The following is a 26,967-nucleotide window of genomic DNA, read 5'->3' as shown; positions in this document are numbered from 1 at the left end:
TCCGCTGCCTGAACACCGTTTCGACAACCCGTTTCGACACCGCCTGCCGGAGAATCCCCGTGAGCCTTTCCACCATCAATCAACTCAAATCGCCATCCCCCGATCTTGAGTCACATCTGGATCATGGACTGGTGAACGGGCCTTCCCAGGCGGATGTCGACCTGTTCAATGCCGCCCTGCGCCCCGACGACATGACGGCGCAGTCCGGCCATCTCGCCGAGCAGATTGCCAGCGCCCTGTCCGAACGGCTGGGCAACAGCGATCAACTGTCGCGCAAGGCGGTGCGCAGCATGAAGAAGGCCGCCAGCGGCGATGACCCGACCGACATCACCCAGATGAGTCGCTCGCTGTCGCAGTATTCGCTGCAGACCGCCATCACCACCAAGGTGGTGAACAAGAGCGCCCAGGCGCTCGACAAGCTGACCAACCTGCAATAGGGGCCTGACGTGAGATATCTGACGGCGGGCGTGCTGTGCCTGATGTTGCTGCTCAGCGGTTGCAGCGACGATACCGACCTGTTCAGCGGCCTGTCCGAGCAGGACTCCAACGACGTGATCGCCAGCCTCGCGGACCAGCACATCGACGCCCATAAACGCATGGAAAAAACCGGGGTGGTGATCAGCGTGCCCACCGCCGAAATCAATCGTGCCGTGCGCGTGCTCGACGCCGCCGGTCTGCCCAGACGGGCGCGCAGCAGTCTGGGGGAAATCTTCAAGAAGGAAGGGGTGATCTCCACCCCACTGGAAGAACGCGCGCGCTACATCTACGCGCTGTCCCAGGAGCTGGAAGCAACCCTGTCACAGATCGACGGGGTGATCGTGGCGAGGGTGCATGTGGTGCTGCCCGAACGTATCGCCCCCGGTGAGCCGGTGCAGCCGGCGTCGGCCGCGGTGTTCATCAAACACACCGCCGCGCTGGACCCGGACAGCGTGCGCGGGCGTATTCAGCAGATGGTCGCCAGCAGTATTCCAGGCATGTCCGGCGAGCCACTGGACTCAAAGAAATTCGCCATCGTCTTCGTGCCGGCGGCGGAGTTTCAGGACACCGAACGGCTGGTCGGCTTTGGTCCGTTTCTGCTCAACAGCGAACAACTGAGTTTCTGGAAAACCCTGCTGTGGATCGCGCCGTTCGCCGTGTTGTTGCTGATCGTGCTGCTGGCCCTGGGGCTGCGCAGTGACTGGCGCGAGGCGCTGTTGCAGCGCATCGGCCTGCGCCGTGGCGAACGTTCCGGTCTGCCGGTGCGGACGTGATGTCTGTCGAGGCGGCGGTCGGTGACGCCGGGCAACGCTGGATTCAATGGTGGTGCGCGCCCTGGCAGTGGGCGCACCCGGACTGGCTGGCGCGATTCGCCGCCGCCAGCGATCTGTCGCCGGACCTCTGCGCCGGGCTGTTGTGCAGCCGGCATGGCGCCTTTCTCCACAGTGTCGGCATCCAGCCCGCGCAGCCGCCGGAACCGGTGGCTGCGCTGCTGCAATGGCTGGCATTGAGCGCCGCGCAGCAGCAACAGGCGTTGGCGCTGGCGGGGCGAATCTGTCTGGCACCGCTCAATCCGGCGATGACGGATGACCACGGCGCCGAGCACGAAGCCTGGTGTCGCTCGGTAGCCAAGGCCCTGCGCCCCGGCGTGTGGCTGGTGCCGGGCCTGAATGATCCGCGGCTGCTGCTGGCGGCCTGGGTCGGTGAGGCCTGCTGGTCGCGCCTGCGTCTGGCCTGGTCGCCCGAGGTGCTGGCGGACTGGCCAGACGAAGCGTTGCCCGAACTGCCCGCACACAAGCTGCACACCCTGTGGCAGTCGGTGCTGTGGCGCATCGCTGCGGCCTAGACCGCTTTCTCTCTTGTCTTCAGGACGTTTCCCATGCTCGCCAAACGCCGCCTCGCACTGTCCTCCAGCGCCGTGCTGACTCAACCGCTGCTGCGCCGCGAGGTGCTGGCCGACATCCAGCTGGCGAGCGAGGTGCTGGGCAGCGCCCGCCTTGAAGCCGAGCAGTTGCTCGAAGACACCGCGACTCAGGCGCAGCAACAGATGGATCAGGCGCTGGCGCAGTTCTGGCTGCAAGCCAACGCGGTGCTGGACGGCATGGCGCAGCAGCGTCTGGCCCTGGAGCGTGAGTGCCTGATCGCCGTCGAGGAATTGCTGACCGGCACGTTGAGCCGCCTGTTGGATGAAGCCTCGCTGGGCGAACGGGTCAGGGCGCTGCTGCGCCAACTGGCCGACAGTCAGTCGGGCGAGACAACCGCGACCTTGAGTTGCCATCCGCAGATGCTGGAAAGCCTGACCGAGTGGTTGCAGGACAGCCGTTTTGCCGGGCACTGGCAGCTCAAGGGCGATCCACAAATGGCGCCGCTGAGCCTGCATCTGAGCGATGCCAACGGCGCGCTGGACATTGACTGGGACAGCCTGCGTCGCGGCCTGCTCGGGCTTGCGCCAGCGTCGTGAGTTTTTTGCCGGCGCACGGTTTTTGATGGAACCGCCACGGGCCCGGGCTCCACTCAGGGGATGAATCCACAACAGGAGCCCCTGTCATGATCAGCTTCAAATCCATGCAGAACCATGTCGACCACGCCTATGACCGCGCCCGCACGGACATGGACGAGGCCATCGAAGGCGCCGCGGAAAACCCGACGATGGACGATTTGCTGGCCTTCACCGATGCCTCGCAGCAGGCCAGCGTCGCCAACATCATCAACAACGAAAGCCTGCGCGCCCACCACAGCATCACCAAAGCCATCATCGATGGAATTCAGTGAGTTCAGCGCGATCCTGGCCCAGTGGTGCGAGCGCCGTCCGCTCACACCGCTGGACTGCTGGATCGACGACGGCAATGCCCGGCTGGCCGTCGTGGGGCAGGGCGTACGGCTGAGCCTGGATGTGCTCGACCCTTATGACGGCAGCGATCCGCAGCGCCTGGAAGCGCTGCTGGTGCAGGGCGGCGCCAGCGTCGCCTGCGCTTGCGAAGGCGCGCTGGCCATCGACCCGGAAACCCGCTGCGTGGTGCTGCTCGACTGGCTGGCCGATCCCTGTGATGCGCCGCGCCTGCTCGAACGGATGGAGCGTCTGGCCAATCAGCGCGCCGCCATGCTCAGCCTGCTGCAAACCTCCATGCGCGACGCAACGGCCGGGTCGTTGCCGCGCGCCACCCTCAACACCTGGCAAGCGGGAGTGTGAAATGCGCAAGGCCTTGATGTGGTTGCCTTTGCTGATGATCGGGGTGACCACACCCACACTGGCAGCGGTTCCCGATGCCTGGAAACACACGGCGTACGCCTACGATGCGCGGCAGACCGAGCTGCGCACGGCGCTGGCTGACTTCGCCAAGGAATTCGGCATCGGCCTGGACATGGGGGAGGTGCAGGGCACCCTCGACGGGCGGGTGCGGGCACAGAACCCGCAGGAATTCCTCGACCGCCTGGGCCAGCAGTATCACTTCCAGTGGTTCGTCTACAACGACACCCTCTACGTCAGCCCGACCAGCGCGCAGACCTCGGCGCGGCTGGAAGTCTCGCCGGAAGCGGTCGATGACCTGCAACAGGCGCTGTCCGATGTCGGCTTGCTGGACAAGCGTTTCGGCTGGGGCGCATTGCCCGACGAAGGCGTGGTGCTGGTTCGCGGCCCGGCCAAATACGTCGACTTTGTGCGCACCTACAGCAAAAAGGTCGAGGCGCCGGAGAAGGCCGAGAAGCAGGACGTGATCGTGCTGCCGCTCAAGTACGCCAACGCCGCCGACCGCACCATCCGTTATCGCGACCAGGAGCTGACTGTTTCCGGCGTCGCCAGCATCCTTCAGGAGCTCCTGGAAACCCGCTCGCGCGGTGCCTCGATCAATGGCGTCAGCCTGCTCCAGGGCGGCGCCGGCAGTGCCAGCGGCCTGGGCAGCAGCACCGGGCTTGCCGGCATGAACTATGGCGGCGTCGACGACAGCGTGATGGACACCGGCCAGTTGCAGCAGGGCGTCGATCGCCTGCTCGGCAGCCTCGGCAAGGGCAAACGCAGCAGCGGCGACTCTGCCAGCCGGGCGAAGATCCGCGTCAGCGCCGACGTGCGCAACAACACCGTGCTGATCTACGACCTGCCCAAGCGCAAGGCCATGTACCAGAAACTGGTCAAGCAACTGGACACGCCGCGCAACCTGATCGAAATCGATGCGGTGATCCTCGACATTGACCGCAACGAGCTGGCGCAACTGTCCAGCCGCTGGAGTTTCAAATCCGGCAGCGTGAGCGGCGGGGCCAACCTGTTCGAGCAGGGCACCAGCTCGACGCTGTTCATTCAGGACGCCGGCAAGTTCGCCGCCGACCTGCATGCGCTGGAAGGCAATGGCGCCGCCTCGGTGATCGGCAACCCATCGATCCTGACCCTGGAAAACCAGCCGGCGGTGATCGACTTCAGCCGCACCGAATACCTCACCGCCACCTCCGAGCGGGTCGCCAACATTCAGCCGATCACCGCTGGCACCAGTTTGCAGGTGATCCCCCGCTCGCTGGACAAGGGCGGTGAATCCCAGGTGCAGTTGATCGTCGACATCGAAGACGGCCAGATCGACACCTCGCAGATCAACGAAGATCAGCCGGCCGTGCGCAAGGGCAACGTCAGCACCCAGGCGGTGATCGCCGAGCACGGTTCGTTGGTGATCGGCGGCTTCCACAGCCTGGAAACCACCGACAAGGTCAACAAGATCCCGCTGCTGGGCGACATTCCGGTGATCGGCAAGTTGCTGTTCCAGTCCCGTGACCGCGAGCTGAACAAGCGCGAGCGGTTGTTCATCCTCACGCCACGGTTGATCGGCGATCAGGTCAACCCGGCGCGTTACGTGGAGAAGGGCAACCCCCACGACATCGATGAGCAGATGAAACGCATCAAACAGCGCCGCGACGGCGGCGAAGAGCCGACCCGCAGCGACGTGCAGAACGCCTTCACCCAGTTGCTCGACGGCGTGGCGCCGGTGGGCTTCAGCAGCGGCGAAGCCTTGCCGTTCGAGGCCGACAGCCTGTGCGATCCGGGCCAGGGGCTGAGCCTGGACCGCCAGCGCTCGCAGTGGTTTGCCAAAAAGGACTGGGGCATTGCCGTGGTGGTGGCGCACAACGACAGCGGCAAGCCGGTCCGCATCGACGAAAGCCGCTGTGGCGGGCGCTGGGTGATGGGCGTCAGCGCCTGGCCCCACGCCTGGTTGCAGCCGGGAGCGGAAAGCGAAATCTACATCGCCGTGCGCCAGCCGCAGATCTCCACCCAGGCCAGACAGAACCGGCCGTCACTGCTCAAGGGAGCCACCCGATGAACCTGCGCGGTTACCTCATGCTGTGCGCGCTGCTGACCTTGCTGGGCGGTTGCGCGAGCCATTCCGGCTGCTCGGGCGATGCCTGCAAGCGGCCGGACTCCAACGACCGCGAACTGGTGATCTGGTGGCCGCCGGACATGCGCCAGGGCATTGACGAGCGAGATCACGAGCAGGACTTCACCGTGGTGCCATTAAGGGATTGAGCATGATTCGGGTATCGGAAAAAACCGCGTTCTACGCCCATGTGGTCGCCGAACGCGCGGCGATCTGGCCGGTGGCCAACGGCGTGGCCTTTGTCAGTCGGCGCGAACACCAGGACTGGGGCATCGCTCTGCACATCGAAGGCCGCGCGCTGCGCCCGGAACAACTGCGCGATGCGCTGGAGCGGCGTTTCGTTCAGGCCGAGCGCTTCAACGACTACTTCCTGTTCCTCGACGTCCAGCGCGACTTCGTGGTCTGGCACGCGGTGTCGACGACCAGCGAATCCCCCGTCACCCTCGACAGCATCCGCCGCCACGAACTGCTGCTGGCGGGGCTGGAGCATCTGAGCGAGGGGAATTCGTAGCAAGCCAAGCGCGCTCCTACGAAGGTGTGATGCTAGCCTGACCGACACAAATCCCCTGTGGGAGGGATCCGAGTTTGCGAGGGGCGCGAAAGCGATTTACCTGACACACCGCCTTCGCGACCCTCGTAACCTCGGATCCCTCCCACGGCCTGCGGCCAGAAGCAAAAGCGCGAGTATTCGCAGGCCCGTAGGAGCGCGCTTGCCCGCGATGGCGGTGGGTCAGTTGGTACGGTATTGCCTGGACTGACGCTATCGCGGGCAAGCGCGCTCCTACGCAGGTGTGATGCTAGCTTGACCGAGACAAATCCCCTGTGGGAGGGATCCGAGTTTGCGAGGGTCGCGAAAGCGATTTGTCTGACACACCGCATTCGCGACCCTCGTAACCTCGGATCCCTCCCACGGCCTGCGGCCAGAAGCAAAAGCGGGAGTATTCGCAGTTCCGTAGGAGCGCGCTTGCCCGCGATGACGGTGGGTCAGTCAACACGGCATTGCATGGACAGACGCTATCGCGAGCAGAGCTCCCTCCCACAGGTTTGTGCTGTGTGTTGTCTGCTGGATTCCGTAGCCGTTCCGGTGCATTCAGGGACGCAACGGCCAGCCGATCACTTTCTTGGTACGTGGCGTGGCGTAGGTGCGCACTTTGGAGGTTTTCAGGCCTAGGCGCACCAGCGATTCGGCCAGCGCCACCGCTGCGGTCACGCCGTCGACCACCGGCACGCCGGCGCGGTCGCGGATCATCTGGTCCAGGCCGGCCATGCCGCCGCAACCCAGGCAGATCACTTCCGCCTTGTCGTCGGCCACCGCTGCTGCAGCCTGTTCGACGATGGCTTCAACGGCGCGGTCCGGGTGTTCTTCCAGTTCCAGCACGCTCATGCCGCTGGCGCGCACCGACGCACAACGCTCATAGACGCCGGCCAGCTTGAGACGGTCTTCGATCAGTGGCACGGCGCGGTCCAGGGTGGTCACCACCGAGTACTTGTGGCCCAGCAGCATCGCCAGGCTGGCGGCGGCTTCGGTGATGTCCACCACCGGCACTTCCAGCAACTCCTGCAGACCTTCACGGCCATGCTCGCCATACCCGGCCTGGATCACCGCGTCGTACGGCCCTTCGTAGGACATCACCCGGTCCATCACGGCGATGGCCGCCAGGTAGCTCTCGAAATTGCCCTCCACCGATTCCGCGCCGAAACGCGGGGTCAGGCCGATGATCTCGGTGCCGGGGGAGGCGACGCTGCGTGCCTGCTCGGCGATGGTGTCGGTCATCGATTCGGTGGTGTTGACGTTGACGATCAAAATTCGCATGGGGAAGGTCTCTTGCTCGGATTCAGTGCTGAACGTCTTGCACGGCGATGGCTTCGCCGCTGACATCTTTAAAGGTTTTGCGGCGATCCGCCAACAGCAGATACAGCGCCGCGCCAATGGCCGCGCCCATCAGCCAGGAAAACGGCGACACCGACGCGAACGCCGGCACCAGCGCGGTGATGATGGAAATCAGCGCCGCCGGAATGAACGCCGCCACCGCGCGCAGGTTGACGCCACGGCTGTAGTGATAGGCGCCGGCCGGATCTTCTGTATACAACTGCGGCACGTTGACCCGGCCCTTGCGCAGCAGCCAGTAGTCGGCGGTGATTACGCCGTACAGCGGGCCGAGCAGGGCGCCCAGGCCGGAGAGAAAGTACACGATCACCAGCGGGCTGTTGTACAGGTTCCACGGCAGGATCAGCACCGCGACGATGGCGCTGAGCATGCCGGCGCGGCGGAAGGTCAGGTGGCGCGGCGCCAGGCTGCTGAGGACAAAGGCCGGGGCGACGAAGTTGGCCATGATGTTCACGGCCACGGTAACGATCAGAAAGGCCAGGCAGCCCAGCACCAGAAAGAACGTGTTGGGGATGGTCTTGATGATGTCGGTGGGGCTTTCGATGACGGTGCCGTCGATGGAGAACTGCGCGCCGCTGATGATCACGGTGATGAAGGCGAACAACAGCACGTTGATCGGCAGGCCCCAGAAATTGCCCTTGCGGATCATTTTCTTGCTCGGTGCCGAGCGGGAAAAATCGCAGAAATTGAGGATCAGCGTGCCGTAGATCGCCAGCCACAGGGCGCTGCCGGCGAAGATGCTGCGCCACATTTCCATGCCTTCGAGCGGCTGCTTGATCGACCAGGCAATGTGCCCGCCGGCCTGGCTGTACATCCACACCGCAAGGCTGGCGACGGTCACCAGAATCACCGGCCCGGCGAAGCCTTCGTAGCGGCGCACGGTTTCCATGCCGTAGGCGAGGATCACGAACTGCACCAGCCAGATACTGACGAAACAGGCCCAGCCCAGGCTCGACAGGCCCAGCCAGCTGTCATGGTCGTAGACGGCCAGGGCCGGATCGAGCGCCGTGAGCAGCACCCGCAACACCACCGAGGCGAGGTAGGTCTGGATGCCGAACCAGGCAATCGCGATCACTGCCCGGATCAGCGCTGGAATCTGCGCGCCGAAGATGCCGAAGCTGGCACGGCTGATCACCGGAAACGGCACGCCGGTCTTCTGGCCCATGTCGCCGGTGAGGTTCATGCACAGGTAGACAAAGCCGGCGCCGATGGCCAGCGACAGCATGATTTGCCAGCCGCCGAGCCCGAGGGCGTAGAGACCGATGGCGAAGGAGTAGTTGGCAAGATTGTGTACATCATTGGTCCACAAAGAAAAGATACTGTATCCACCCCATGTTCTGCCCTCGGCTTTCCGGGGGGCCAGGTCATGGTTATGCAGGCGGGGGCTTAGGGCGGGGTATTCGGCAGTTGAGGCACGGGCGGCAAGGCTTGTATCCAGGGCGTTGTCTACTGGCATGTTCAACAATCTCCGGCGCTATTTGTATTTGTTTTTGTATACAGTGCGCGGGCAAGACTAACTGAAATAACAGATGAGTCAACGAAGACGTTACAGATGGTTCATAGGCGATGGTTTCTGTGTAGGAGCTGGCTTGTCCTGCGACCGGCGGGGAACCCGTCGTAAATCCTGCAACTGCGGACTGCCTGACACACCGCGTGCTCTGAATTTACTGCCGCTTCACGCCAGGTCGCAGGACAAGCCAGCGCCTACACGGGGCTATGGTCAACCTTTGAACGGCACCGGCGCCTGCGGGGCGATAAACCCCTGATCGCGCATTGCCTGCCAGAACCCGTCCGGCACCTGGGCGTTGAGCGCACTGACGTCCTCGGTGATCCGCGAAGGCCGGCTGGCACCGGGAATCACCGCCGCCACCAACGGATTGGCGAGCACGAACTGCAGGGCAGCGGCCTTGATGTCGACCTGATATTGCCGGGCGATCTCCTGGATGTGCGCGACCTTGTCCAGCATCGCCTGCGGCGCTTCCTGATATTCGAAGTGCCTGCCGCCGACCAGCACGCCCGAGCTGTACGGGCCGCCGACGACGAACTCGGCGTTGTGCTCGCGGGCCTTGGCGAACAGGCGCTGCAACGGCTGGTCGTGGTCGAGCAACGAATAGCGCCCGGCCAGCAGAAAACCGTCAGGCTGTGCTTCACTCAAATCCAGGGTCAGCTCGCAGGGTTCGACGCGGTTCACGCCCAGGCCCCAGGCCTTGATCACGCCTTCTTCGCGCAGGCGGGTGAGGGTCCGGAACGCGCCTTTGCGGGCGACGTTGAAATGCTCGATCCACTCGTCGCCGTGGGCGTCCTGGGCGATGTCATGGACGAAGACGATATCCAGCCGGTCGGTGTTCAGGCGCTTGAGGCTGGCCTCGATGGAGCGAAGGGTGGCGTCGGCCGAGTAGTCGGTGAGGATCTTGTTCTGCAGGCCATCACTGAACGGGCCGCCGCGAGTACCGGTGTCCAGTTCGTCCGACACCAGCCGGCCGACCTTGGTGCTGAGGGTGTACTGGTCGCGGGGCAGATGGGCCAGCGCCTTGCCCAGACGCAGCTCCGACAGGCCGGAGCCGTACAGCGGCGCGGTGTCGAAATAGCGGATGCCCTGATCGAGGGCCGACTGCACGGTGGCGGCGGCTTCCTCCTCGCTGATGCTGCGGAACATGTTGCCCAGCGGCGCAGCGCCGAACCCGAGGCGACCAATGATGGTGTCGTGCAGACTCATGGAGAGCTCCTGTGTGGTGTGGAGTACAGATCGTGCAGTGTAGGAGCTGGCTTGTCCTGCGAGCGGCGACGGAGTCGTCGTAAAACCTGCGCACACGGTTTACCTGACACGGCCAATGCGTATGGGTTCACGACGACTACGTCGCCGGTCGCAGGACAAGCCAGCTCCTACAGGTGGGTGATATGGCGAACCATGCAACTTTTCTCGCCCCTGCGGCTCCCAACCTTGCAGGGTCGTGTCGATATCCGGTGAACGGAGGGCAGTAGATGACCGAGCACATCGTGCATTTCCATTGCGGGGTCGATCAGACCACCACCGAGCATTTCCGCGACCGTTGCCTGGAGGCGCTGGAAAAAGGCGCCACCGGCCTGTTGCTGAACCTGTCCACCGCCGGCGGCAGCACCGCGCTGGGCTTCACCCTGTACAACTTTCTGAAATCGCTGAAGGTGCCGATCCGCGCGCTGAACAGCGGCAATATCGAATCCATGGGCATCGTCATGTTCCTCGCGGCCAGCGAGCGAATCGCCTGCCCGCATTCGCGTTTTCTGATTCACCCGATGACCTGGTATTTCAGCCAGAACTCGGTGGACCACTCCCGCCTGCGCGAATACCTGCGCAGCCTGGACAACGACCTGCAGCGTTACGTGAACATTTACTTGAGCGAAACCGAAGGCGCCCGGCACCCGCTGGACATCGGCCATTGCCTGTCGGCGGAAGAGAAGGTCATCCGTGCCGAGGATTCGGTGGCCTGCGGCATCGCTCATCGGGTCGAACAGATGCAGTTCGCCGACGACGCGGTGCACTGGACCGTCAGCGGCAGCTAAGCTCAATGCACAGAACGGGCAGGGCGCCAGTTGCGCTCGCCACACAATAAAAACGAGGACGCCGTGATGCACAGCCAGACACAACAGACACAGTCATCACCTGCACGGCAGGGTGCGGTCAAGCCGGAAGAAGAGGTGGAAGTGGACGTCGATAACGATCCGGGCAACGAAGACCCGGGCTCTCAGTTCGACCGAGACGCCACGGTGCCGCTGATCAACCCGGATGAGTGATGCCACAAACAAATGAGCGAGAGCTTTCGCCCTCGCTCATGTTCACCGATCAAACCTTGATCAGGATTTACGGCCTGCGCCGCCTTGTGGCATCGAGCCACCTTTTTTATTGGCATCGCTGCGTTGAGCGTCAGTCGCTTTCTGCCGGTCACTGGCAACGTTGCTGCCACCCGAGGCCTGACCGCCTTTCTTGCCGGCGTCAGAGGCTTTCTGACGATCGTTGGCAAAGTTGCCTGGGTTGGTTTTTCCGCTGTTAGCCATGATTGCGTACCTATTGTTGTTAAGGAGGCGAGTCATGTGGCTCGCCTTATGTGGGATAGGCAGGCCGGGCGTTGGTTTAAATAATCGAAGGGTGACCTGACAAACGGACTTCCCATTCAAACGCGGACTCTGTGTAGGAGCTGGCTTGCCCTGCGAGCGGCGAGGCACTCGTCGTAAATCCTGCATGCAGGGTTTGTCTGACACACCGCATTTACCGGATTTACGACGACTTCGTCGCCGCTCGCAGGGCAAGCCAGCTCCTACAAATGAATTGCGTTCATCAGGCATTACCCAGCTCATCAATCAACCCCAGACACAACGCCAGCACCGCCGACTCATCGCCCACCCGGTGGCTGACGATGATCGGCGAGGTGGCCTGCGGGTCGAGCAGCGGGGTGTAGCCAATGTCGTCGCGGTGCAGGCGTTGCACGGAGGCGGGGACCAGGGTGATGCCGACGCCGGCAGCGACCAGGCCGATGGCGGTCTGCAGCTCGTTGGTCATCTGCGCCACGCGGATCTTCAAACCGTTGCGGCTGAACAGGTTGAGCACGTGGTCGGCGTAGCTGGGCCGCACATTGCCGGGGTAGAGCACGAACGGCTCGCCGGCCAGTTGTTCGAGGCTGACCGGTGCCGCCAGCAGCGGATGCCCGGCGGGCAGGGCGGCGACCAGCGGGTCCTGGCGAATCACCTTTTGCACCACCGCCGCGTCATCGATATGAATCCGGCCGAAACCGATGTCGATACGCCCGCTTTTCAGCGCTTCCACCTGCTGCAGGGTGACCATTTCCGACAGGCCCAGCTCGATATCGCCAGTGGCGCGCAGGCGGCGGATCAACTCTGGCAACGCGCCATACAGCGTCGACGGCGCAAAGCCGATGCCCAGCCAACGGCGCTGACCCTTGGCGATGCGGCGGGTGTCGTCGCAGACCCGGCTCAACTGCTCCAGCAATTGCGAGGAGTGGTCGTAGAAAAATCGCCCGGCCTCGGTCAGCCGCAATGGCCGGCTGCGCTCCAGCAGGGCGACGCCGAGTTCGTCTTCCAGTTGCTGGATCTGCCGGCTCAACGGCGGCTGCGCCAGATGCAATTGCTCGGCAGCGCGGGTGAAGTTGAGGGTTTCCGCGACCACGCGGAAGTAACGCAAGTGACGAAGCTCCACCATACCTCCAAGGTATCGAACCAGATAAAACTAATATTGGACCCCCCTGTTCCGGGAGCGCAATCTTGATTTCAGAAAAACGACAACACTGAGGGTATGGACCCGCGCCATATGCCTCGTATAGCCGGGGTTTTACCCATGATCCGCATCGAAAGCCTGCACACCCATATCGTCGATCTGCCGACCATCCGCCCGCACAAACTGGCCATGCACACCATGCAGAACCAGACCCTGGTGATCCTGCGCCTGCGTTGCAGCGACGGCATCGAAGGTTTCGGCGAAGCCACCACCATTGGCGGTCTGTCCTACGGCAATGAAAGCCCGGAAAGCATCAAAAGCAACCTCGACAGCCATTTCGCGCCGCTGCTGATCGGCCAGGACGCCAGCAACATCAATGCCGCCATGTTGCGCATCGAACGCAGCGTACGCGGCAACACCTTCGCCAAGTCGGCGGTGGAAACCGCACTGCTCGACGCCCTGGGCAAACGCCTCAACCTGCCGGTGGCCGAAGTGCTCGGCGGTCGCGTGCGTGACGGGCTGGAAGTGGCCTGGACCCTGGCCAGCGGCAATACCGAAAAAGACATCGAAGAAGCCGAGCGCATGCTCGACATCCGCCGCCACCGCATCTTCAAGCTGAAGATCGGCGCGGGTGAGCCGGCCAGGGACATCGCCCACGTCGCGGCGATCAAGCGCGCTCTGGGCGACCGTGCCAGCGTGCGGGTCGACCTCAATCAGGCCTGGAGCGAGGCGGTGGCCATCCGTGGCTGCCAGATGCTCGGCGATGCCGGCGTCGACCTGATCGAACAACCGATTCCGCGTCAGGACCGCGAAGCCCAGGCCCGTGTCAGCGCCCGCAGCCCGGCACCGATCATGGCCGACGAAGCCATCGAAAGTGTCGAAGACGGTTTCGCCCTGGCCCGCGCCGGTTCGGCGCCGGTGTTCGCCCTGAAGATCGCCAAGAACGGCGGCCCCCGCGCAGTGTTGCGCACTGCTGCCATTGCCGAAGCCGCCGGCATCGCCCTGTACGGCGGAACCATGCTCGAAGGCGCGGTCGGCACTTTGGCCTCGGCCCATGCCTTTGCCACCTTGAGCAAGATCGAGTGGCACACCGAACTGTTCGGCCCGCTGCTGCTGACCGAGGATGTGGTGGTGGACGCGCCGGTGTACCGCGACTTCCAACTGATGATCCCGATCGGACCGGGTCTGGGGTTGGCGCTGGATGAGGACAAACTGGCGCATTTCAGCCGCCGTTGAGGATTGCATAAACCTTGTAGGAGCTGGCTTGTCCTGCGACCGGCGACAACGTCGTCGTAAAAACTGCGCATACGGTTTATCTGATGCACCGCGTTTACCGGGTTTACTGCCGGTTCCCGGCAGGTCGCAGGACAAGCCAGCTCCTACAGGGGAACGCGTTAAATTCACGAGAACAAGAGGACCTCCCATGCTTTTCCACGTACGCATGACCGTGAAAATCCCGGCCGACATGCCGGTCGAGCAGGCCAACCGGCTCAAGGCCGATGAAAAGGAACTGGCCCAGCGCCTGCAACGTGAAGGCACCTGGCGCCACCTGTGGCGCATCGCCGGGCAGTACGCCAACGTCAGCATCTTCGACGTGGCCGACAATCAGGCGCTGCACGACACCCTGATGCAGCTGCCACTGTTTCCGTACATGGACATCGAGGTCACGGCCATGTGCCGTCACCCGTCTTCGATCCATGACGATGACCGCTGATTTGCCAGGCTGAACTATCGTCCGGCACCGACCGGGCTTGCATAACAACAAGATGAGGAACCCGCCATGACCGTATCCATTTCCCAGACTGCCGAAGTGAAGGCGTTTTTCAAGGAAGCCAGCGGCTTCGACAACGACCAGGGCAGCAGCCGCATGAAGGCCGTTGTGCACCGCGTGCTCAGCGACTCGATCAAGATCATCGAAGACCTGCAGATCACCCCGGAAGAATTCTGGAAGGCCGTCAACTATTTCAACGAACTGGGCCAGCGTCAGGAGGCCGGTCTGCTGGTGGCCGGCCTGGGCCTGGAACATTACCTGGACCTGCTGATGGACGCCGAAGACGAGCAGGCCGGTCGTACCGGCGGCACGCCGCGTACCATCGAAGGCCCGCTGTACGTGGCCGGCGCTCCGCTGAGCAAAGGCGAGGCGCGCCTCGATGACGGCCAGGACCCGGGCACCATCCTGTTCATGCAGGGCCAGGTCCGCGACACCGACGGCAAGCCGCTGGCCGGCGCCATTGTCGATGTCTGGCACGCCAACACCGGTGGCACCTATTCGTACTTCGATGCCTCGCAATCGGACTTCAACCTGCGCCGCCGCATCGAAACCGATGCCGAGGGTCGCTATCAATTCCGCAGCATCGTGCCGTCGGGCTACGGCTGCCCGCCAGACGGTCCGACCCAGCAACTGCTGGATCAGATCGGTCGCCACGGCCAGCGTCCGGCCCACGTGCATTTCTTCATCTCCGCGCCGGGGCATCGCCACCTGACCACGCAGATCAACCTGGCGGGCGAGAAGTACCTGCACGACGATTTCGCCTACGCCACCCGCGATGAGCTGATTGCCGACATCCGCTTCATCGAAGACGAGCAGAAGGCCCAGGCACGCGGCATCAGCGGGCGCTTCGCCGAAATCGACTTCGACTTCACCCTGCAATCGGCGGACGAACCGAAAGCCGAACAGCGTGCGGCACGGCCGAGGGCGCTGGAGGCCTGATCGCTGGCCATGGTGGGGCATTGCAGTGCCCCCTGTGGGAACGGGCTTGCCCGCGAATGTGCCGGTTCAGACGCCGATGTTGTGTCTGACAGGCTGCATTCGCGGGCAAGCCCGCTCCCACAGAGGCCGTTCAGGCATCTGCTGTCTTCCACAACGGCCGTTCAGGCGTATGCTGTTTGTGGACTGAACCTTACCTGTAGGAGCTGGCTTGCCCTGCGACCGGCGACGAAGTCGTCGTGAAACCTGCGTATGCGTTCTTGCTGACATGGCCAATGCGTATGGATTTACGACTGCTTCGCAGCCGGTCGCGGGACCAGCCACGCTCCTACAAGGGCATGCGTCAAATCGAAAGAATGCGTACAGCAAACCGATAACAACAAGAGAACCGTGATCATGCAGCCGCAATTGTTGAGCGCCCGCAGCCAGGTATTTCAGCAGGCCGATCCTTATGCCGTGTCGGAATACGTCAATCAGCACGTCGGCAATCACTGCATCGAACTGCCCCGGCGCGGTTCGCCGCAAGCCAGCGTCAACCATCGCAAGTTCTCCAATCTGGATCTGTGCCGGCTCAGCTACGGCGGTAGCGTGCGGGTGACCTCCCAGGCGCTGGAAAACATCTATCACCTGCAGATTCTCCTGGCCGGCCATTGCCGCTCGGAATATCGCGGCGACGAGCGTATCTATCTGCCCGGCGAGCTGTTGCTGATCAACCCGGATGACCCGGTGGACCTGACCTATTCCGCCGATTGCGAGAAATTCATCGTGCGCCTGCCGATCAGCCTGCTGGAAAGCAGCTGTGCCGAGCAGCACTGGCTGCGCCCGAGCGAAGGCATCCGCTTTGCCCAGACCCAGCGCGACATCAACGGCATTCTCAACCTGCTGACGCTGGTCTGCGACGAGGCTGAAACTGTCGGTTCCTTGCCCCATGTGCAGGAGCATTACGCGCGGATTCTCGGCAGCAAGTTGCTGAGCCTGCTGAGCAACAATGTGCAGCGGGTCAGCGCCCAGGATCAGGGGTCGAGTTTCGAGCACCTGGCGCATTTCATCGAAGAGCGCCTGACCCAGGACATCAGCATCACCCAACTGATCAACGTGGCGATGGTCAGCGAACGCTCGCTGTACACCCTGTTCGAGCGCCATGTCGGCACCTCGCCGAAGGATTACGTGCGCCAGCGCAAGCTGGAGCGCATTCATAACCTGCTGCGCGACCCGGCCTACAAGGCCCGTAGCGTGACCGAGATCGCCATGGACCATGGCTTTGTGCATTTGGGTCGGTTTGCCGAGTGCTATCGCCAGCGTTTCGGTGAGTTGCCGTCGGCCACGTTCAAGCGTTATCGCGGTGGCGATAGCCAGTTGCAGTAAGCGGATATCGATTCGCAGAAAGCGGCTATTGGAGAGCGGGCCGCTTTCTTAATCTGGACCTCGCCTGATTCACTTTCCGTGACTCTTATAAAAACAAGCGAGGTCCTACTACCATGAAAGGCCCGATTCTCTCAGGTGCCGGAACCGGCACGCTCGACCGCCTTGCTCGCCAATTGACCGAATCGGTTCAGGACGACCCCGCCAAAGGGATCTTCCGCTGCCGCCGTGACGTCTTCACCGACCCGGACCTGTTCGACCTGGAGATGAAGCACATCTTCGAGGGTAACTGGGTCTATCTGGCCCACGAGAGCCAGCTTCCCGAAATCAACGATTACTTCACCACCTACATCGGCCGTCAGCCCGTGGTCATCACCCGCGACAAACAGGGTGAACTGCACGGCCTGATCAACGCCTGCGCCCACCGTGGCGCCACCCTGTGCCGCCGCAAGCACGGTAACAAGGGTTCGTTCACCTGCCCGTTCCATGGATGGACCTTCAGCAACGCCGGCAAACTGCTCAAAGTCAAAGACGGCAAGACCGGTGCCTACCCGGAGAGCTTCGACTGCGACGGCTCCCACGATCTGAAGAAACTGGCCCGTTTCGAGAACTACCGTGGTTTCCTGTTCGGCAGCCTCAACGCTGATGTGCAGTCGCTGGCCGACCACCTCGGTGAAACCCGCGTGATCATCGACCAGATCGTCGACCAGGCCCCTGAAGGCCTGGAAGTGCTGCGCGGCAGCTCGACCTACTGCTACGACGGCAACTGGAAACTGCAGACCGAAAACGGCGCCGACGGCTACCACGTCAGCTCCGTGCACTGGAACTACTCGGCGACCATGCAGCGCCGCAACTACGAGGCCGAAGGCACCCGCACCGTCGATGCCAACGGCTGGTCGAAAAGTGTCGGTGGCTCGTACGCTTACGAAAATGGCCACATCCTGTTGTGGACCAACCTGCTGAACCCGGAAGTGCGCCCGGTGTACGCTCACCGCGAAGAACTGGCGGCCCGCCTGGGTGAGACCCGCGCCGATTTCATCGTCGGCCAGACCCGCAACCTCGGCCTGTACCCCAACGTGTACCTGATGGACCAGTTCTCCACGCAGATTCGCGTTATCCGTCCGATTGCCGTGGACCAGACCGAAATCAGCATCTACTGCTTCGCACCCAAGGGCGAAAGCGATCAGGAGCGCGCCTTGCGCATCCGCCAGTACGAAGACTTCTTCAACGTCAGCGGCATGGGCACGCCGGACGATCTGGAAGAGTTCCGCGCCTGCCAGAGCGGCTACCAGGGCCAGACGTCGCAGTGGAACGACCTTAGCCGCGGTGCCGCGCACTGGGTCGAGGGCGCCGACGACAATGCCAAGGCCATGGGCATGCAGCCGCTGCTCAGCGGCATCAAGACCGAAGACGAAGGCCTGTTCGTGCGTCAGCACATGTATTGGGCCAAAGCCCTGCATCAGGCGCTGGAAAGTGAGCGCGGGCAGTTGATCGCTACCGACGGCGGGGAGGTGGCAGCATGAGCCTGTCCTACGCCGAAATCTGCGCCTTTCTCTATAAAGAGGCGCGCCTGCTCGACGACCGTCAGTGGGACGAATGGCTGGAGTGCTACTCCGCCCACGCGGTGTTCTGGATGCCGGCCTGGGACGACGATGACCGTCTGACCGAAGACCCGCAGCGCGAACTGTCGCTGGTCTACTACCCGTGCCGCGATGGCCTGGAAGACCGGGTGTTCCGGATCAAGACCGAACGCTCCAGCGCCAGCATGCCGGAGCCGCGCACCGCCCATAACGTCAGCAATGTGGAAGTGCTGAGCGAGACCGATGGACAGGTCGAAGTGCGCTTCAACTGGCACACCCTGAGCCATCGCTACAAGCACACCGATACCTATTTCGGGACGTCGTTTTACCAGTTGGATGTGCGCGGCGAGCAACCGCTGATCACGCGCAAGAAAGTCGTGCTGAAGAACGACTACATCCACCAGGTCATCGACATCTACCACATCTAGGCCCGCCGCCCGGCGTGCCGGTTGCACCCCGTGCCGACCGGCCCCGCGGCGCCCGCCATGACGGAGGCTCCGATCATGAGCTACACCATTGCACTGAATTTCGAAGACGGCGTGACCCGGTTCATCGACTGCAAGAGCGGCGAGAAAGTGCTCGACGCCGCCTACCGCAACCGTATCAACCTGCCGATGGACTGCTCCGACGGCGTCTGCGGTACCTGCAAATGCCGCTGTGACGAGGGCGAATACGATCTGGGCGACGAGTACATCGAAGACGCCCTGAGCGAAGACGAAGCCGAGAAGCGTTTGGTGCTGACTTGCCAGATGATCCCGAGCACCGATTGTGTGGTGGCCGTGCCTGTGCCTTCCACCGCCTGCAAGACCGGCATCGGCAAGTTCGACGCGACCCTGGCCGAACTGGCGGTACACGACGATGCAGCGCTGGAAGTCAGCTTCGATATCGCCGCCGACAGCACCGCGCCGGTGTTCCTGCCGGGCCAGTACGTCAATATTTCCGTGCCGGGCAGCGATCAGGTCCGCGCGTATTCCTTCAGTTCGGCGCCGGGTGCCAGCCGTTTCAGCTTCCTGATCAAGCAGGTGCCGGGCGGCCTGATGAGCGCTTGCCTGGGCGCAGCCAAGGTCGGGCAGCGCTTCAGCATGACCGGCCCGCTGGGCAGCTTCTATCTGCGTGAGGTCAAGCGTCCGGTGCTGATGCTGGCTGGCGGCACCGGGCTGGCGCCGTTCCTGGCGATGCTGGAAGTGCTGGCGGAGAAGGGCAGTGCCGAGCCGGTGCATCTGATCTACGGGGTCAACCGTGATGTCGATCTGGTGTTGCTGGAACGCCTGCAGGGTTTTGCGGATCGCCTGGCAAATTTCACCTTCGCCACCGTGGTGGCCGACGCTGAATCGGCACATCCGCGCAAGGGCTATGTGACCCAGCACATGGACGCCGGGCAACTGCACGACGGCAATGTCGATGTGTACGTCTGCGGCCCGCCGCCGATGGTCGAAGCTGTGCGTCGTCACTTCGACGCCGAAGGCGTGCAGCCGGCCAGCTTCCTCTACGAAAAATTCACCCCGACCCAACCCGCCAGCGTCGCGGCCTGAGCCAGGAGAACGTCATGCGTCCCGATAGATTTACCGACAAGGTGGCCGTGGTGACCGGCGCGGCCCAGGGCATCGGCCAGCGCGTTGCGCAATGCCTGCTGGCCGAAGGTGCGAAGGTGGTGGCGGTGGACCGTTCTGCACTGGTCCATGAACTGCAAAGCGGCTGCGTCGACAGCAGCAGACTGCTGACCCTGACTGCCGATCTTGAGCATTACGAAGAGTGCCAACGGATGATGACGGCGGCGGCGGAGCGTTTCTGCCGCATCGACATCCTGATCAACAACGTCGGCGGCACCATCTGGGCCAAGCCGTTCGAGCACTATCAGGCCAATGAAATCATGTCGGAAGTGCAGCGCTCGCTGTTCCCGACGCTATGGTGCTGCCATGCCGCCTTGCCGCACATGCTGGAGCAGGGTGCCGGTGCCATCGTCAACGTCTCGTCCATCGCCACCCGCAGTCTCAACCGTGTGCCATACGGCGCGGCGAAGGGCGGGGTGAACGCGCTGACCGCCTGCCTGGCGCTGGAAACTGCCGAACGCGGCATCCGCGTCAACGCCACCGCCCCCGGCGGCACCGAAGCGCCCCCCCGGCGCATCCCGCGCAACACCAACCCGCAAAGCGCACAGGAACAGGTGTGGTACCAGCAGATTGTCGACCAGACCATCGACAGCAGCCTGATGAAACGTTACGGCACCATTGAAGAACAGGTGTCGGCGATCCTGTTTCTGGCCTCGGACGAAGCCTCGTACATCACCGGCGTGACCTTGCCGGTGGGTGGTGGGGATCTGGGCTGAAGCCAGCCAAGGCTTCAAACCCCGTAGCAGTCCGGCTTGACGGCGAAGGCTGTACATCCCGTGGGAGGGATCGGAGGTCACGACGGTCGCGAATCGTTCGGTCACCCTCGCAGTGCCCGATCCACCGCTATCGCGAGCAGAGCTCCCTCCCACGGGGGCTTTGTCATATCTGGGCTTTGTGGAGCACCACAAAACTTGTGGGAGCGGGCTTGCCCGCGAAGGCTGTACATCCTGTGGGAGGGATCGGAGGTCACGACGGTCGCGAATCGTTCAGTCACCCTCGCAGCGCCCGATCCACCGCTATCGCGAGCAGGGCTCCCTCCCACAGGATGCGTGTTTGCCAGCTCTCCAACGGATAACCCAAAACACGTAGCAGTCCGGCTTGCCGGCGGCAGCGATCACGCGGACGCCACCGCCGGCAAGCCGGACTGCTACGGGTCAGCGAACACCGCCGCAATTGCTTCTGGCCGCAGGCCGTGGGAGGGAGCTCTGCTCGCGATAGCGTCAGTCCAGTCAATGCAACGTCAACTGCTTCACCACCATCGCGAGCAGAGCTCCTTCCCAGAAAGGCATCACGCCGCTTACATATGCACTTCCACCGCCAGCGGCAGATGGTCTGAGAGGTGCGTCCACGGTCGAGTGCCGAGGATCTTCGGATCATGGCTGGTGGCATTGCGCAGGTAGATGCGGTCCAGACGCAGCAATGGGAAGCGCGCCGGGTAGGTTTTTGCCAAACGTCCGTGGCTGCGCTCGAACGCTTCATGCAGATACTCGACACGGCCTAGTCGCTTGTTGCCGTGCAGTTGCCAGTCATTGAAATCACCGGCAATCACCACCGGCGCATGCTCGGGCAGAGAGTCGAGCAGGGCGCAGAGCAGGTCCAGCTGCAACTGGCGGTGGCTTTCCAGCAGGCTCAAATGCACGCAGATCGCATGCACCTCGTCATGCCCCGGCACCTGCAACACGCAATGCAGCAAGCCGCGCCTTTCCGGGCCGGTGATCGACACGTCGAGGTTGCGGTAATGCAGGATCGGGTATTTGGAGAGCAGAGCATTACCATGGTGGCCGTCGGGATAGACCGCATTGCGCCCGTAAGCGAAATCGCTCCACATGCTGTCGGCGAGAAACTCGTACTGCGAGGTCACCGGCCAGTTGTGGTATCGCTCGGCATGACGGTCGTGGCCGCCGAGCACTTCCTGCAGAAACACCAGATCGGCGCCGGTACTGCGCACCGCCTCACGCAGCTCCGGCAGGATGAAGCGCCGGTTCAGCGCGGTGAAGCCCTTGTGAGTGTTGACCGTCAGCACGCGCAGCCGGTGGACGTCGCGCGCGCCGGCCATGTCGACAGGCGGAACACTCATGCCAGCAGGGTCAGGTATCACGCGTACGCTCCTGTTCCGTGGGATGTGCTAACTCCGACCTGCGCGCTGCATGGCAGTTCAGCCGTTTCTGCCACGGCCTGACCGGTGTGGCGTCACACCCGCGTATCGACCGCCGGTTTGCGCGACAGCAGCAGCGTCAGGGCCAACGCCAGCACCGACAGCAGGGCAGCGAAGAAGAAAATCCAGCCGTAACCCATGCCCAGCGCAATCGCGCCCATCAGCGGCCCGGCAATCGCCAGCGCCAGATCGAAGAACACCGCATAAGCGCCAAGTCCCGCACCGCGACTGCTGTTGGGCACTTGCTTGATCGCTTCGACGCCGATGGCCGGGTACACCAGCGACAGGCCAAAACCGGTCAGACCGGCACCCAGCAGGGCGAGGCTGGTATTGGGCGCCAGCCACAGCAGCACCAGGCCGACGGTTTCCACCGACATGCAGGTGATCGCCGAACGGAAGCCGCCAAAACGGGTGATGGCATTGATGAAGAACAGGCGGGCGACGATAAAGCAGATGCCGAACACCGTCAGGCACCAGGCCGCGCCCTGCCAGCCGCGGCTGACGTAATACAGGGTGATGAAGGTGGTCAGGGTGCCGTAGCCGATGGACGACAGGGTCAGGCTCAGGCCATAGGGCGCGACCCGTCCGAACACCGACCAGAACGCCATGCGCTCGCCCCGTACCACCGGCACCGGCGGCTTGTTGCGGATCAGCAGCAGGGCGCCTGCAGCCAGCACGGTCAGCACCATCCCCAGGCTGATGAAGCCCAGCGCGTCGACCATCACCACTCCCAGTGGCGCGCCAATGGCAATGGCGCCGTAGGAGGCGATGCCGTTCCAGGAAATCGAGCGCGCCGTGTGTTCGGCACCGACCTGGCCGATGCACCAACTGATGGTGCCGACGCCGATCAGACCCTGCGAGCCACCCAGAATCAGTCGAGCGATGACCAGAATCACCAGACTCACCGCCGCCAGGCTTTGCAGCGCAATCGCCAGTACCGTCAGCACACCGCTCAGGGCAATCCCCGCCAGACCGTAGACGATCGCCCGCTTGGTGCCGATGGTGTCGCAGATACGCCCGGCGAAGGGCCGGCTGAGCAGGGTCGCCAGGTACTGCGAACCGATCACCAGACCGGCTACCACGGCGCTGAAACCGAGCTGGTCATGCACGTAACCGGGCATTACCGCGATCGGCAGGCCGATGCACAGGAACGCGACGAAGGTATAGAACACGATGGAGATGATTTGCAGCGTGATCGCCATCGAACTGGCGTTGCGAACGGGCGTATTGGGCGGCAGGGCGGCAGACATGGGACTCTTCGCTGGAGCGGTGGGAGTGCGCCATCATCGCTCGACACGAATTGAAATGAAAGCAGGCTAACGATCTAAAAACAGCAGATTCTGCGGCGGCGACGCGGTGGGGGACGACTTGCTGGCGAAGCGGGTAATGGCAGTCAAAAGGGTATCGGCTGGGCCGGCCCTTTCGTGGGCAAGCCCACTCCCACAGGTGCGTTGTTGTGCCCGGAGCATGTGAATGCCCCGGAACCTGTGGGAGCGGGCTTGCCCGCGAAGGCTGATTTGAGACCGCCATCGCCGGCAAGCCGGACTGCTACAAAACGGGTGTCGCTATCAGAGGATCACACCCTGGCTGCGCAGGTAGTCATCGTAGGTGCCGCTGAAGTCGGTTACGCCGTCCGGGGTCAGTTCGATGATGCGGGTTGCCAGGGACGATACGAACTCACGGTCGTGGCTGACGAAAATCAGCGTGCCCGGGTAGTTCTCCAGCGCCAGGTTCAGCGCTTCGATGGATTCCATGTCCAGGTGGTTGGTCGGTTCGTCCATCACCAGCACGTTCGGCTTTTGCAGGATCAGCTTGCCGAACAGCATGCGGCCTTGTTCACCACCGGAGATCACTTTCACCGACTTCTGGATTTCGTCGTTGGAAAACAGCATGCGGCCCAGGGTGCCGCGAATCATCTGCTCGCCCTGAGTCCACTGGCCCATCCAGTCGAACAGGGTGACATCATCTTCGAAGTCGTGAGCATGGTCCTGCGCGTAGTAGCCCAGTTCGGCGCTTTCGGTCCATTTCACCGAACCTGCATCCGGGGTCAGCTCGCTCATCAGCGTGCGCAGCAGGGTGGTCTTGCCGATACCGTTCGGGCCGATGATCGCGACGCGCTCGCCGGCTTCGACGGTGAAACTGAAGTTCTTGAACAGGGTCTTGCCGTCGAAGCCCTTGGACATGTGCTCGACGGTCACGGCCTGACGGTGCAGCTTTTTGGTCTGCTCGAAACGGATGAACGGGCTGACGCGGCTCGATGGCTTGACCTCGGCCAGCTGGATCTTGTCGATCTGCTTGGCACGGGAGGTGGCCTGCTTGGCTTTCGAGGCGTTGGCCGAGAAGCGGCTGACGAAAGTCTGCAGCTCGGCGATCTGGGCTTTCTTCTTGGCGTTGTCCGACAGCAGTTGCTCGCGGGACTGGGTCGCGGCAGTCATGTACTCGTCATAGTTGCCCGGGAACAGACGCAGCTCGCCGTAGTCCAGGTCGGCCATGTGGGTGCAGACACTGTTGAGGAAGTGACGGTCGTGGGAAATGATGATCATGGTGCTGTTACGCGCCGTGAGAATCGATTCCAGCCAGCGGATGGTGTTGATGTCCAGGTGGTTGGTCGGTTCGTCGAGCAGCAGCACTTCCGGATCGGAGAACAGCGCCTGCGCCAGCAGCACACGCAGCTTCCAGCCCGGCGCGACTTCGGACATCGGACCGAAATGCTGTTCCAGCGGAATACCCAGACCCAGCAGCAATTCACCGGCGCGGGATTCGGCGGTGTAACCGTCCATCTCGGCGAACTCGGTTTCCAGCTCGGCCACGGCCATGCCGTCTTCTTCGGTCATTTCCGGCAGCGAATAGATGCGGTCGCGCTCGGCCTTGACCTTCCACAGCTCCTCGTGGCCCATGATCACGGTGTCGATCACGGTGAACTGCTCGTAAGCGAACTGGTCCTGGCGCAATTTACCCAGACGCACGTTCGGCTCCAGCATCACCTGGCCGCCGGACGGCTCCAGATCGCCGCCGAGGATCTTCATGAAGGTCGACTTGCCACAGCCGTTGGCACCGATCAGGCCATAGCGGTTGCCGTTGTTGAATTTGACCGAAACGTTCTCGAACAGCGGCTTTGGGCCGAACTGCATCGTGATGTTAGCTGTGGAAATCAATGACTTATCCTGCTCGGGTTACAAGGTTGTATGTGGTTTTCGACCTGCTTTCCAGAACCGCTGTCCCGCCGATTCAATTCTGCCCGACCGCTTTTCGACCGCCTCGGGAAGTGAGGCAGCATCAGGCAATGAGCGAAGAGGGAAGCAGTGTCTCGACGCCATCTTCAGGTCACTGGCAGAGAAACCGGAGTTCCTGCCAAGCGTCCCGTGCATGGTCGCGTAGGTATGGTCGTGTCGCCGGGGCGCTGCCGATGAAGGGCAAAAAGCGCTCGGTGCTGACGTGAGGCGGGCGATTGTAACACCGGTCGGCGGGATCTACATCCCGGCCCTGCTCGATGGCTATACAAGCCATGCGTGAAGATAAACGCCATACTTGGCCGCCAGGCCATCGCGAACAGGACGTCTGGCCCGTCCAACAAGAGGACCCCTAGTGATCAGAGAACTGAAAACCTTCATCTGCGTCGCCCGGCGCGGCACGTTCGCGGCAGCGGGGCAGGAGGTGGGGTTGACCCAGTCGGCGGTGAGTGCGCAGATCCGCAATCTGGAGGACAGTCTGGGGGTGAAGCTGTTTGATCGCTCCGGGCGTGCGGCGACGCTGAATTCGGCGGGGCAGCGGGCTATTCCGCTAGCGGAGGAGATCCTGCAGATCTTTTCCCGCATGGGCGCGCCGGACACGGACAATGACTTCCACGGCTCGTTGCGCATCGGCGCCATTGGCACGGTGCAGACCGGCATCCTGCCGCAGGTGCTGGTGGCGCTGAAGGCCAAGGCACCCTTTATCGAGGCCAGCCTGATTCCGGGGGTGTCGCTGAACCTGCTGAGTCTGGTGGATTCCGGCGATCTGGACCTGGCGATCATGATCAATCCACCGTTCGCCTTGCCCAAAGACCTGCGTGCCGAGGTGATTGCGCGGGAACCGTTCGTGTTGCTGACGCCGAAAAACGTGCGCGGCAACGATCCTCTGCAGTTGCTGCGCGAGCAGCCGTTGATTCGTTACGACCGTAACTCCTTCGGTGGCCGCTCGGTGACGCAGTTCTTGCGCGAGCAGAAGCTGCACGTGCGTCAGACCCTGGAGCTGGATGAACTCGACGCCATCGTGAAGATGGTCCGCAGCGGGTTGGGCATTGCGCTGGTGCCGATGGCGGGGCTGTGGCTGGAGAACACCTCGGAAGTGCGGATCATCGACCTCGGCGAGCTGACCTTCTTCCGCGAGATCGTGCTGCTGAGCCGTTATCAGCAGCGGCACGCACCGCTGTTCAACCTGTTCCGCACCTGCGTGGTGGACGCCATGGCCAGGCACAGCGCGCAGAGCCGGCAGGCCAGAGCCTCTTCTTGAAAATCAGCGGGTTAGCGTATGGATCAGCGGTGCACGGCTTTCGGGCATGACGACTGGAATTGGTGCAAAAGCAGATAAAAGCCGTCGACTCATCAAAAATATTGTTGCTCAGGTGTCAAAATATCCGCTTTTATCGCGGGGTCATTCGGTCAAGAATCAGCTCACGCACAACAACCTGATAGGAATACACCGTGAGCCTTTCTCCTTTTCACCTGGCTATCCCTGTTTATGACCTCGCCGCGGCACGGCACTTCTACGGCGACGTTTTCGGCCTGGCCGAAGGCCGCTCCAGCGCGCAGTGGGTCGACTTCGATTTTTACGGCCACCAACTGGTGATTCACGAACATCCGAAGACCGCTTCCCAGGAGTCGGTGCACTCCAACCCGGTGGACGGCCACGATGTGCCGGTCCCGCACTTCGGCATCATCCTGCACTGGGACGAGTGGGAAGCGCTGGCCGACCGCCTGCGTGCCCGTGAGACCCGGTTCGTGATCGAACCGTATGTCCGCTTCAAAGGCCAGGTGGGCGAGCAGGCGACCATGTTCCTGTTCGACCCGTGTGGCAACGCGCTGGAGTTCAAGGCGTTCAAGGACATGAGCCAGTTGTTCGCCAAGTAAGCGCGCGTCACTGCAGTTACCGCG

General features: G+C 62.9%; 29 protein-coding genes. 21 read left to right on the top strand and 8 right to left on the bottom strand.

The window, feature by feature from the left end:
- The first annotated feature begins 59 nt into the window (after window positions 1–59).
- The 9 genes from sctI to ACIPL0_RS20085 all read left to right on the top strand — a co-directional run bounded on the left by sctI (window position 60) and on the right by ACIPL0_RS20085 (window position 5,838).
- Window positions 60–437 carry a type III secretion system inner rod subunit SctI gene (sctI, locus tag ACIPL0_RS20125; protein ID WP_400598722.1) on the top strand — a complete coding sequence of 126 codons (378 nt, stop codon included), beginning with the start codon at window positions 60–62 and terminating at the stop codon, window positions 435–437.
- A 9-nt stretch (window positions 438–446) separates the two neighbouring features.
- Entirely contained in the window at window positions 447–1,250 is an 804-nt protein-coding gene (gene sctJ / locus ACIPL0_RS20120; protein WP_400598724.1) for a type III secretion system inner membrane ring lipoprotein SctJ, read from the top strand.
- Window positions 1,250–1,822, top strand: a complete 573-nt coding sequence (locus tag ACIPL0_RS20115) for a type III secretion protein (protein WP_400598727.1) — start codon at window positions 1,250–1,252, stop codon at window positions 1,820–1,822. Before sctJ ends, ACIPL0_RS20115 begins: the two co-directional genes overlap by 1 nt.
- Before the next feature lie 33 nt (window positions 1,823–1,855).
- Window positions 1,856–2,437 carry a type III secretion system stator protein SctL gene (gene sctL, locus ACIPL0_RS20110; RefSeq protein WP_400598729.1) on the top strand — a complete coding sequence of 194 codons (582 nt, stop codon included), beginning with the start codon at window positions 1,856–1,858 and terminating at the stop codon, window positions 2,435–2,437.
- Window positions 2,438–2,523: 86 nt separating this feature from the next.
- Window positions 2,524–2,748 carry a type III secretion protein gene (locus ACIPL0_RS20105; RefSeq protein ID WP_400598731.1) on the top strand — a complete coding sequence of 75 codons (225 nt, stop codon included), beginning with the start codon at window positions 2,524–2,526 and terminating at the stop codon, window positions 2,746–2,748.
- On the top strand, window positions 2,735–3,166 hold the full coding sequence (locus tag ACIPL0_RS20100; protein WP_400598732.1) for a type III secretion system chaperone: 432 nt from the start codon (window positions 2,735–2,737) through the stop codon (window positions 3,164–3,166). Before ACIPL0_RS20105 ends, ACIPL0_RS20100 begins: the two co-directional genes overlap by 14 nt.
- 1 nt (window position 3,167) lies before the next feature.
- Entirely contained in the window at window positions 3,168–5,273 is a 2,106-nt protein-coding gene (gene sctC, locus ACIPL0_RS20095; protein WP_400598734.1) for a type III secretion system outer membrane ring subunit SctC, read from the top strand.
- Window positions 5,270–5,476, top strand: coding sequence for an HrpT family type III secretion system protein (gene hrpT, locus ACIPL0_RS20090; RefSeq protein WP_400598736.1), 207 nt, complete (start codon window positions 5,270–5,272; stop codon window positions 5,474–5,476). The genes sctC and hrpT overlap by 4 nt, the downstream gene beginning before the upstream one ends.
- 2 nt (window positions 5,477–5,478) lie before the next feature.
- Window positions 5,479–5,838, top strand: coding sequence for a type III secretion protein HrpV (locus tag ACIPL0_RS20085; RefSeq protein WP_400598738.1), 360 nt, complete (start codon window positions 5,479–5,481; stop codon window positions 5,836–5,838).
- Between the two features lie 579 nt (window positions 5,839–6,417).
- Here ACIPL0_RS20085 and ACIPL0_RS20080 read toward each other — a convergent pair.
- The 3 genes from ACIPL0_RS20080 to ACIPL0_RS20070 form a co-directional block, all read right to left on the bottom strand.
- Window positions 6,418–7,140, bottom strand: a complete 723-nt coding sequence (locus tag ACIPL0_RS20080; RefSeq protein WP_400598740.1) for an aspartate/glutamate racemase family protein — start codon at window positions 7,138–7,140, stop codon at window positions 6,418–6,420.
- A gap of 22 nt (window positions 7,141–7,162) precedes the next feature.
- The gene (locus tag ACIPL0_RS20075) at window positions 7,163–8,671 is read right to left on the bottom strand and encodes an NCS1 family nucleobase:cation symporter-1 (RefSeq protein ID WP_400598742.1); all 1,509 of its coding nucleotides are present in this window, start codon (window positions 8,669–8,671) and stop codon (window positions 7,163–7,165) included.
- 264 nt (window positions 8,672–8,935) lie between these two features.
- A complete protein-coding gene (locus ACIPL0_RS20070) occupies window positions 8,936–9,931 on the bottom strand; it encodes an aldo/keto reductase (RefSeq protein WP_400598745.1) in 996 nt (331 codons plus the stop codon).
- Window positions 9,932–10,197: 266 nt separating this feature from the next.
- Between ACIPL0_RS20070 and ACIPL0_RS20065 the strand changes: the two genes are divergently transcribed.
- Both ACIPL0_RS20065 and ACIPL0_RS20060 read left to right on the top strand, forming a co-directional pair.
- Window positions 10,198–10,755, top strand: coding sequence for an ATP-dependent Clp protease proteolytic subunit (locus tag ACIPL0_RS20065; RefSeq protein WP_400598747.1), 558 nt, complete (start codon window positions 10,198–10,200; stop codon window positions 10,753–10,755).
- Window positions 10,756–10,821: 66 nt separating this feature from the next.
- The gene (locus ACIPL0_RS20060) at window positions 10,822–10,986 is read left to right on the top strand and encodes a hypothetical protein (RefSeq protein ID WP_400598748.1); all 165 of its coding nucleotides are present in this window, start codon (window positions 10,822–10,824) and stop codon (window positions 10,984–10,986) included.
- 60 nt (window positions 10,987–11,046) lie between these two features.
- Here the strand turns inward: ACIPL0_RS20060 and ACIPL0_RS20055 are convergent, their stop codons facing one another.
- Window positions 11,047–11,247 carry a general stress protein gene (locus tag ACIPL0_RS20055; RefSeq protein ID WP_400598750.1) on the bottom strand — a complete coding sequence of 67 codons (201 nt, stop codon included), beginning with the start codon at window positions 11,245–11,247 and terminating at the stop codon, window positions 11,047–11,049.
- Between the two features lie 280 nt (window positions 11,248–11,527).
- Complete coding sequence (locus tag ACIPL0_RS20050; RefSeq protein WP_400598752.1) at window positions 11,528–12,403, bottom strand: LysR family transcriptional regulator; 876 nt, start codon at window positions 12,401–12,403, stop codon at window positions 11,528–11,530.
- Window positions 12,404–12,541: 138 nt separating this feature from the next.
- On the opposite strand from ACIPL0_RS20050, the gene ACIPL0_RS20045 reads away from it, so the two are divergent.
- From ACIPL0_RS20045 to ACIPL0_RS20010, 8 genes are all read left to right on the top strand, one after another.
- The gene (locus tag ACIPL0_RS20045) at window positions 12,542–13,657 is read left to right on the top strand and encodes a muconate/chloromuconate family cycloisomerase (protein ID WP_400598754.1); all 1,116 of its coding nucleotides are present in this window, start codon (window positions 12,542–12,544) and stop codon (window positions 13,655–13,657) included.
- A 187-nt stretch (window positions 13,658–13,844) separates the two neighbouring features.
- A complete protein-coding gene (gene catC, locus ACIPL0_RS20040; protein ID WP_400598756.1) occupies window positions 13,845–14,135 on the top strand; it encodes a muconolactone Delta-isomerase in 291 nt (96 codons plus the stop codon).
- 66 nt (window positions 14,136–14,201) lie between these two features.
- Window positions 14,202–15,131, top strand: coding sequence for a catechol 1,2-dioxygenase (catA, locus tag ACIPL0_RS20035; RefSeq protein WP_400598758.1), 930 nt, complete (start codon window positions 14,202–14,204; stop codon window positions 15,129–15,131).
- A gap of 393 nt (window positions 15,132–15,524) precedes the next feature.
- A complete protein-coding gene (locus tag ACIPL0_RS20030) occupies window positions 15,525–16,493 on the top strand; it encodes an AraC family transcriptional regulator (protein WP_400598760.1) in 969 nt (322 codons plus the stop codon).
- Between the two features lie 113 nt (window positions 16,494–16,606).
- Window positions 16,607–18,013 (top strand): Rieske 2Fe-2S domain-containing protein, encoded by a 1,407-nt coding sequence (locus tag ACIPL0_RS20025; RefSeq protein WP_400598762.1) that lies wholly within the window; start codon window positions 16,607–16,609, stop codon window positions 18,011–18,013.
- Window positions 18,010–18,498, top strand: coding sequence for a benzoate 1,2-dioxygenase small subunit (gene benB, locus ACIPL0_RS20020; protein WP_400598764.1), 489 nt, complete (start codon window positions 18,010–18,012; stop codon window positions 18,496–18,498). The genes ACIPL0_RS20025 and benB overlap by 4 nt, the downstream gene beginning before the upstream one ends.
- Before the next feature lie 75 nt (window positions 18,499–18,573).
- Window positions 18,574–19,602, top strand: a complete 1,029-nt coding sequence (gene benC, locus ACIPL0_RS20015; RefSeq protein ID WP_400598766.1) for a benzoate 1,2-dioxygenase electron transfer component BenC — start codon at window positions 18,574–18,576, stop codon at window positions 19,600–19,602.
- 14 nt (window positions 19,603–19,616) lie between these two features.
- The gene (locus ACIPL0_RS20010; RefSeq protein ID WP_400598768.1) at window positions 19,617–20,396 is read left to right on the top strand and encodes a 1,6-dihydroxycyclohexa-2,4-diene-1-carboxylate dehydrogenase; all 780 of its coding nucleotides are present in this window, start codon (window positions 19,617–19,619) and stop codon (window positions 20,394–20,396) included.
- A 581-nt stretch (window positions 20,397–20,977) separates the two neighbouring features.
- On the opposite strand, the gene ACIPL0_RS20005 is transcribed toward ACIPL0_RS20010, so the two are convergent.
- From ACIPL0_RS20005 to ACIPL0_RS19995, 3 genes are all read right to left on the bottom strand, one after another.
- Complete coding sequence (locus ACIPL0_RS20005; RefSeq protein ID WP_400598770.1) at window positions 20,978–21,757, bottom strand: endonuclease/exonuclease/phosphatase family protein; 780 nt, start codon at window positions 21,755–21,757, stop codon at window positions 20,978–20,980.
- Window positions 21,758–21,870: 113 nt separating this feature from the next.
- Entirely contained in the window at window positions 21,871–23,085 is a 1,215-nt protein-coding gene (locus ACIPL0_RS20000; protein WP_400598772.1) for an MFS transporter, read from the bottom strand.
- Window positions 23,086–23,403: 318 nt separating this feature from the next.
- Complete coding sequence (locus ACIPL0_RS19995; protein ID WP_400731572.1) at window positions 23,404–24,990, bottom strand: ABC-F family ATPase; 1,587 nt, start codon at window positions 24,988–24,990, stop codon at window positions 23,404–23,406.
- Window positions 24,991–25,420: 430 nt separating this feature from the next.
- Between ACIPL0_RS19995 and ACIPL0_RS19990 the strand changes: the two genes are divergently transcribed.
- Window positions 25,421–26,326, top strand: a complete 906-nt coding sequence (locus ACIPL0_RS19990) for a LysR family transcriptional regulator (protein ID WP_400598776.1) — start codon at window positions 25,421–25,423, stop codon at window positions 26,324–26,326.
- Between the two features lie 191 nt (window positions 26,327–26,517).
- Complete coding sequence (locus ACIPL0_RS19985; RefSeq protein ID WP_400598778.1) at window positions 26,518–26,943, top strand: VOC family protein; 426 nt, start codon at window positions 26,518–26,520, stop codon at window positions 26,941–26,943.
- The last annotated feature ends 24 nt before the right edge of the window (window positions 26,944–26,967 follow it).

The sequence above is a fragment of the Pseudomonas sp. NPDC090208 genome (assembly GCF_044746785.1).
Classification (GTDB): Bacteria; Pseudomonadota; Gammaproteobacteria; order Pseudomonadales; family Pseudomonadaceae; genus Aquipseudomonas.
Note: the sequence above shows the minus strand (reverse complement) of the source record. Positions and strands in the feature narration are given on the sequence as shown.